This is a genomic window from Bacteroidales bacterium, assembly GCA_035353855.1.
Lineage (GTDB): Bacteria > Bacteroidota > Bacteroidia > Bacteroidales > CG2-30-32-10 > DAOQAK01.
Map to the genome: position 1 here is coordinate 1 of DAOQAK010000084.1, position 6,781 is coordinate 6,781.

General features: G+C 31.5%; 4 protein-coding genes. 2 read left to right on the forward strand and 2 right to left on the reverse strand.

Going from position 1 to position 6,781, the window contains the following annotated elements; translation table 11 throughout:
- Positions 1–159: 159 nt before the first annotated feature.
- Together PKK00_14860 and rsmI are read left to right on the forward strand one after the other, a co-directional pair.
- Positions 160–438 carry a hypothetical protein gene (locus PKK00_14860; GenBank protein ID HNW99685.1) on the forward strand — a complete coding sequence of 93 codons (279 nt, stop codon included), beginning with the start codon at positions 160–162 and terminating at the stop codon, positions 436–438.
- A 269-nt stretch (positions 439–707) separates the two neighbouring features.
- Positions 708–1,400 (forward strand): 16S rRNA (cytidine(1402)-2'-O)-methyltransferase, encoded by a 693-nt coding sequence (gene rsmI, locus PKK00_14865; protein HNW99686.1) that lies wholly within the window; start codon positions 708–710, stop codon positions 1,398–1,400.
- Between the two features lie 148 nt (positions 1,401–1,548).
- On the opposite strand, the gene PKK00_14870 is transcribed toward rsmI, so the two are convergent.
- A complete protein-coding gene (locus PKK00_14870; protein ID HNW99687.1) occupies positions 1,549–5,856 on the reverse strand; it encodes a T9SS type A sorting domain-containing protein in 4,308 nt (1,435 codons plus the stop codon).
- Positions 5,831–6,691 carry a T9SS type A sorting domain-containing protein gene (locus tag PKK00_14875; GenBank protein HNW99688.1) on the reverse strand — a complete coding sequence of 287 codons (861 nt, stop codon included), beginning with the start codon at positions 6,689–6,691 and terminating at the stop codon, positions 5,831–5,833. Before PKK00_14875 ends, PKK00_14870 begins: the two co-directional genes overlap by 26 nt.
- Positions 6,692–6,781: the final 90 nt, after the last annotated feature.

Below are 6,781 nucleotides of genomic sequence, written 5' to 3' on the forward strand. Positions count from 1 at the left end.
TTTTAAGTTTTTTACATACCTTTGTTAATATCTATATTTTTACCGAACTATTAATATAAAAATAAAACAATATTAGCAGGCGACAGGATAATATTAAAATTACTGAATGGAAAATTTGAAAAACATGTTATTACTTCCATATACAGTGATCATTTTATAGTGGATGGGAAAAATATAATTTATCCAGACCAAATCTATCGAATAAATAAAATAAAATCGAAAGCAGTAAAATATACAGTAGGCGGTATTGTATCAGCAACAGGATTGAGTTTATTAGTATATGCAAGTTTAGGTACTATTCTATTTGATAATATTCCTATTGTAGTATTTACTGGTACAGGATTAGTTATAGCAGGTATAACTACACTTGTGTTACGAGTAGAAACATACAATATATCAAATGGAGATAAAATACTTTTTATTCAGGATAATAAATAATACTAATTGAAAACTTTAAATCATGTGGAAATATCGGAATGTCATATCCTGTTATGTGATTAAAGATTATTCCGAATGAGCCATTGATGCAGACATAAACTGTGGTTTAAATAAAATCATATATAGAATTTGGTGTTTGCACTGGAGCAAATATTCATTTCGTGAAAAATAAATAACTTGTAATGGCAAACATATAATAAGTTTTTTTTGATGTTACAATATTGATATAAATTTTATATCAAATATAAATTTGTATTTTTACAATTAATATGTCAAAGTTATATCTTGTTCCTACGCCTATCGGAAACCTTGAGGATATTACATTCAGGGCAGTACGTGTTTTGAAAGAAGCTGATTTGATACTTGCCGAAGATACTCGTACATCGGCTACTTTAATGAAGCATTTCGGAATTGAAACAAAAATGATGTCGCATCATTTATTTAACGAACATCGCGAAGTTCCGTTGATTGTTGAAAGAATTATGAGTGGAGAATCAATAGCATTAATCAGCGATGCAGGAACACCTGGCATTTCCGACCCCGGTTTTCTTTTAGTGCGCGAATGTTTGAAAGCAGGAATTGATGTGGAATGTCTTCCGGGAGCTACGGCTTTCGTTCCGGCTCTTGTAAATAGCGGGATTCCATGTGATCGTTTTCATTTTGAAGGGTTTCTTCCGGTAAAAAAAGGAAGGCAAACCCGCCTGAAAGAACTTGCGTTTTTGCCCAATACGCTTGTGTTTTACGAATCACCACATCGGTTATTAAAAACTCTTGAAGAATTTTCTGCATTCTTTGGTGCTGATCGAAAAATTTCTGTTTCACGCGAGCTTACTAAAATGTATGAAGAAACCAAAAGAGGCACTGTTACCGAGGTTGCAGAATATTTTAAAAGCAAAACAATTAAAGGCGAGATCGTAATTGTGGTTGAAGGGAAAACTATTAAAGAAATAAAAAGTGAATAAGTTGACAAGGTATAAGATGACAAGAGAAAACTGCCAACTGTTCTTAAATTCTCTGTTTTCTTGACATATATCTTATAAAGCAAAAAGGTTGTCTCGAGTTTTGAGACAACCTTTTCTTTTTTTTAATGGTTGTAATATTATTATCTTTTTATTTCGATACAATTATTTTTTCAAATAATTTATTATTCCCATCAACTTTTAATATAACATAATATATTCCGTTATCAAAATCTGATGCTTTAATTTCAATAGCGTTTTCTCCTTGTATAAGTTCATAGCTCTTAATTTTTATTCCCACTAAATTATAAATTTCTACTGATGCCTTTTCTTCAGTGATTGAAGTTTTAATGGTTGTTGATTCACTGAATGGATTTGGGAATATATCCATTTTATAATCATCGTTTACAGTAGAATTTATTTCACCCTGTATTTGAGTTATGGTTTGCGGTTGTTCCTGTTCAGGTAATGAATTGTTTGTTTTCAAATTACTGCTTGTAGCGCATTTTGTAATTGTAGTTTCAAAATCATCAGAAGTTATTAGTCCATCTATCAAATTATCTTCTGCTGTTGTTAAGCAAATCCAATAATTAATATAAGGTAATTCTTCCGGACTTGCCCAGTTTAATATATCGTTAAAATTAGAAATAGCTAAATCCCTCTTTCCTGCCAGCCTGTATATTTCAGCCTTATCCATTGAAGCATAGAATTTTTTATAATACATTTCTTTGGTTGAATCTTCATCTTCTTTTTTATTGAACTTTGATATTTTCTTTTCAATAATATCAATAACTTTTGAAAAATACTTATCTGAAAGTACATCATCATTGGCTTTTATTTTGCCGTTAGCAAAAGCATTTCCTAATGTTGATTTTATGTCGTTATAGGCTATCTCGAGCAATATATCATCATTAGCTGAATTATGTGCATTATTGTTATTTAATATTTTATTAAAATGTTCTATGGCTTTAAGATCATCGCCATCTTTATTATTAAGCTCCATTAAAGCTATTGCATCATTAACAGCAGTGGTTAAATCAACATTTTGGTTATCATAAGTATTTATTATTGTACTGCTTTCTGGCAAATATGAGTTTGAAGCCATTGCGCCACCACCGCCACCGTCACATGCTAGATATGTAGGCGAATTGTCGGTAATAGTAAATAGTGTTGGTCGACTGCAATTTTTATTATAAACTCTATAATCAGTACCTGAAACAGGAGGTGTATTTCCCGAATTCCATCTGTTATTTGTAGCTGTTATATTTGTACCACATGAATAACCAGTTAAACGTCCGCTTATAACTTTTGCGCCACTAGGGTATAATAAATTATTTTTACCTCCGCTAATCAACAGTAAATTACCCCAATCCCCAGTTTGATTTGGTATTGCAACATCATGGTCTGTGCATATGTTATAAAAGATATTCCCTATTATTGCATTTTTTTGGCCTGCTGGCGACTGACTCGGACTCATACATAATGTAGCATTATTTTGTAAAAGTATGCCTAACTCGTTATTGCTTATTGTTGAGCAGTTAACTGTTAAAACTCCTGTTCCATTTATTTCAATCCCTGCTGTAGTTAATGAATTCCCTGTTATGGATGATGTAGAAACTTTTAATCCTCCCGTTCCTGATGTAAAATATTTAATTCCCAAATCATTGTTTGTATATGTTGAATTATCTACTGTTGATGTTTGCGACATTCCTGTTGCATACCATCCATATAAGTTTGTATTAAACGCACAATAATTTAATGTCGCTTTATTATTTATTGTATAAAGCCCATATGTATTATTTAAAAAGTTACATGAATTCAGATTTAGAACATTTCCCCCATTAACCATTTGATCATAGATACCATAATTACCATATTCAAATACAGAAACATTTAATGATATATTATTTTGTCCGTATAGCCATAAACCACGATGACCACCAGCAGTAGTTTTAGTTATTTTTGTATTATTAAATGTTATTGGTCCAGGAACGCTTAATCGTGAATTTGGGGCCATAGCTATTTGCCCGTAAGTAACTGTGAATTGAGATAGAGAACTTGTGGTATTCATTGTCTCCTGTGTTATTTCCAACACTTTATCTGTCATGCCCGAACCGGTTAATGCAATTGATGAACCGGAATTTGCAATAATATTATTACTCGGATTTGCAGTTGAACTGAATTTTACATAACCCGCACCTGTAAATGTAAAATTTGCATTTGTGGCTATGTTCAATGTTCCTTTTATTTCAAGCAAAGCGTTATTGCCATTTAAGTTTATTGTTCCTCCGTTATATAATATTGTTCCTCCACTTTCAATAATAACACTTCCTCCATCATTTACTTTTAAAGTACTACCTGTTTCAAGACTAAGTACAGACCCATTTTTAACTCGAAGAACTGCACCAGAATTTATTTCATATTTACTATTTTGTTCTAATTTTAATGTACTACCATTATCTACTATTACGTTTGAATTTGTTTCCATATTAAACCAAGAATTTGCAGTACACCTAAATAATGTTGGTGAAGCAAATATTTTCTGACCATTAATTGTTTGTGGATTATCCATTCTCGTAGCAGTTTTACCTTGATCTATAGTAATTGTTTTATTAGATTTTAAGTTAAGTGAATAACCAGTTGTAGTTGATACTGGGCTTAAAACAATTTCATCAGCACACCATCTGGCATCATTATTTACATCGACATCATCAAAACGTATTTGTACCTGTATATTCCCATTTGTATACTGGTTCAATATTTCAATTGAGACTCCATTTATATATATTTTTCGTAAATTTTTTAAACCTGTTAATGGAATATCATAGCTTACCATATTCATCATTGAAGCAGATGATGGATTTGTTCCTACTCCTAGTTTTTTATTTCCGCTAAGTGTAAAAGCATGTCGGGTATTTCCAAGATTATATAGGTGAGATAAATATATATCGCTTTGGTTTTCTGTACAATTTGGATATTGATCATTTTGATTAATTAAATTATCTCCATTTATATCAACCGAATATAAATCCTGATCACCACCTCCAGTCAATGGATTTTGAGTGTTTCTTATAAAAGCATTTGTATTTCCGCCTTGTACACAAGAGTTAAATACTTGACTAGTTTCAAAGAGCCTATCATAAAACCCTTCAGCAGTAATTGGACGCAAGTAGTCAGCATATCCGCTATATATCTCATTTGGGTCTGTACTCTGTCTGGTTTCTCGATCTATCTGCATATACATATATAATCCATAAATTGCAGGTTGTACACAAGATTCTGATTGATGTTGAAATCTATCTTGAGCGCACGAATTCATTGATATACCATTATGATTCTCAATCCATATATATTCAGGGTATTCTGTAGAAATATTTGTAAAAGGAAGTTTTATTCTTATAGCATCACCTGTCGTTACAAAATCACGTAAAGTATAAATACCAGCTTGAGAGGGAGTGGTTGCATCCAAATCTCCATTCACTTCAGCTGTATTACCAGAATTACGTGCAGATGGGTTGTATTGATTACCTGTGGCTTTCCATCCCATACGTTGTCTATCCCACGCATTCCAACTTAATAAAGAACAACCATATAAACCTAAATTACTCCAACCACTTTCCTGTGGTATCCAATAATTTGCAGGACCCCAACCACCACCTCCACAATGAAAATTATTACCGCCATAAAGGAGATGTGAAAACTCATGTCTTGAAATATTAATTGGCATTCCATCATATGTAAGGAAATCACTATAAGTATCAGATCCATTACCTAGAAATGTATACCCACTTCCACTTGCCCATCCACAACCATTTTGACCTTGTCGATTGCGCCATATATACATTACATGATCATATTTATGTGGACTATCGGTACTTGGCGAAATTTTTGCTTGCCCTGTATTTGTCATTGTCCAATTATCAAAATAAGAAACATTGTTTAAACTGTGTCCTGTAATAAAAGAACCATTCATAGTTGTATTTATTACACTACTTAATGAATTATCATTACCTCCTCCCTGACTATTTAAGATACTAAATATTCCTCCATTCGTTGGAGCTAATAGATAATCGCCTATTACATTAAGTTGACCGGAAGAAGCGAGTTGAAAATAACGTGTTAATGCTCCTTGGGCTACTCCTGATGGCACGTTAGGATCTAAAAGTTGATCTGCCCACGTTGGTAGAGAATGGACAGGCCATCCTGTGGTACTATTAGGATTTGGATCGGTACCTGTATCGTAATTTACCTCTGCAAAAATGATTAAAATTCTGATTGTACCAGAGGCTGGTAAAATCCATCCATTTTTACTTTCTAATAATAATCTGTCTGGATTTGTAAAAGTGTTTGGAGGATCAACAAATAAACATTCTCCATCATTAAGCCCTTGTGCATTTATTACATGACAAGTAGCACAAAAAATCAAAATTAAACTAAGATGTTTTAATAATTTTTTCATATGTAATTTGGTTTAATTCATTTGTAATTTTTATTATATAAAAAGCTGGTTTAATTTTATTTATAATTAATTCATAATTATAAAATTTATTCATTTTAATATTTTTTTCAGAATAAACACTTTTGCCATCAGTAGTAAATACTTCGATAGCAGAAATTGGTATTTGAGATTTTATAGTTAATTTATTCTTAAAAGGATTTGGAAATATAAATATAGAATTTTCATTTTTAAATAGTTCATTAACCCCAACCGGATTATATGAAATGATAAAATTCATTGGAAATTGGCTTTGCGTTCCCCAACTAAAAAATGGGGCTTGTACGTTATCATCTAAAAGCATATTATATGCTTGAAGTGGAGGATCATTATTTACCAAAAAGAAATAGTCATTATCAATTCTTGCAATATTAAAAAATCCTTGCTGATATGGTAAATAAGATGCATGAAATAATGAAGTATCCCATGAAACAGTAAGTGGGTATTGATAATTAAATGCTCTAACTTCTACAGAATGAGAAGGATAATAAGTATAAGGTAATGCAAATGTTTTTGTCGAATCATTATTATTATTATAAATCCAAACATTAAAAATGCTATGATTAAAATTAAAAGCCCCTTCGCCAAGTGCAGTATCTATACCTGTATTAGTTGCCGTAGTATCATATAGCAACCAAATAGTATCTTTGGCACCGGAGCCATCTTCAAACGCAATATGAAATTTCCACATGGGCTGGGTTGCATCAAGCAATTTGTCAGATGTTTTAAAATTATTAGTCTGTGCTTTTAATGCAATAAATGCAAGTAAAAGAAAGCTAAAGCTTAATAATTTTTTCATATGTAATTTGGTTTAATTCATTTGTAATTTTTATTATATATACTAATGCTGAACAAAAATAGAAAAAATAATTAACAACCCAATGGTTAA

What these genes read in the sequence shown, in the direction of transcription:
- rsmI (HNW99686.1), top strand. Translation starts at nt 708, where the DNA reads ATGTCAAAGTTATATCTTGTTCCTACGCCTATCGGAAACCTTGAGGAT.
- PKK00_14870 (HNW99687.1), bottom strand. Translation starts at nt 5,856, where the DNA reads ATGAAAAAATTATTAAAACATCTTAGTTTAATTTTGATTTTTTGTGCT.
- PKK00_14875 (HNW99688.1), bottom strand. Translation starts at nt 6,691, where the DNA reads ATGAAAAAATTATTAAGCTTTAGCTTTCTTTTACTTGCATTTATTGCA.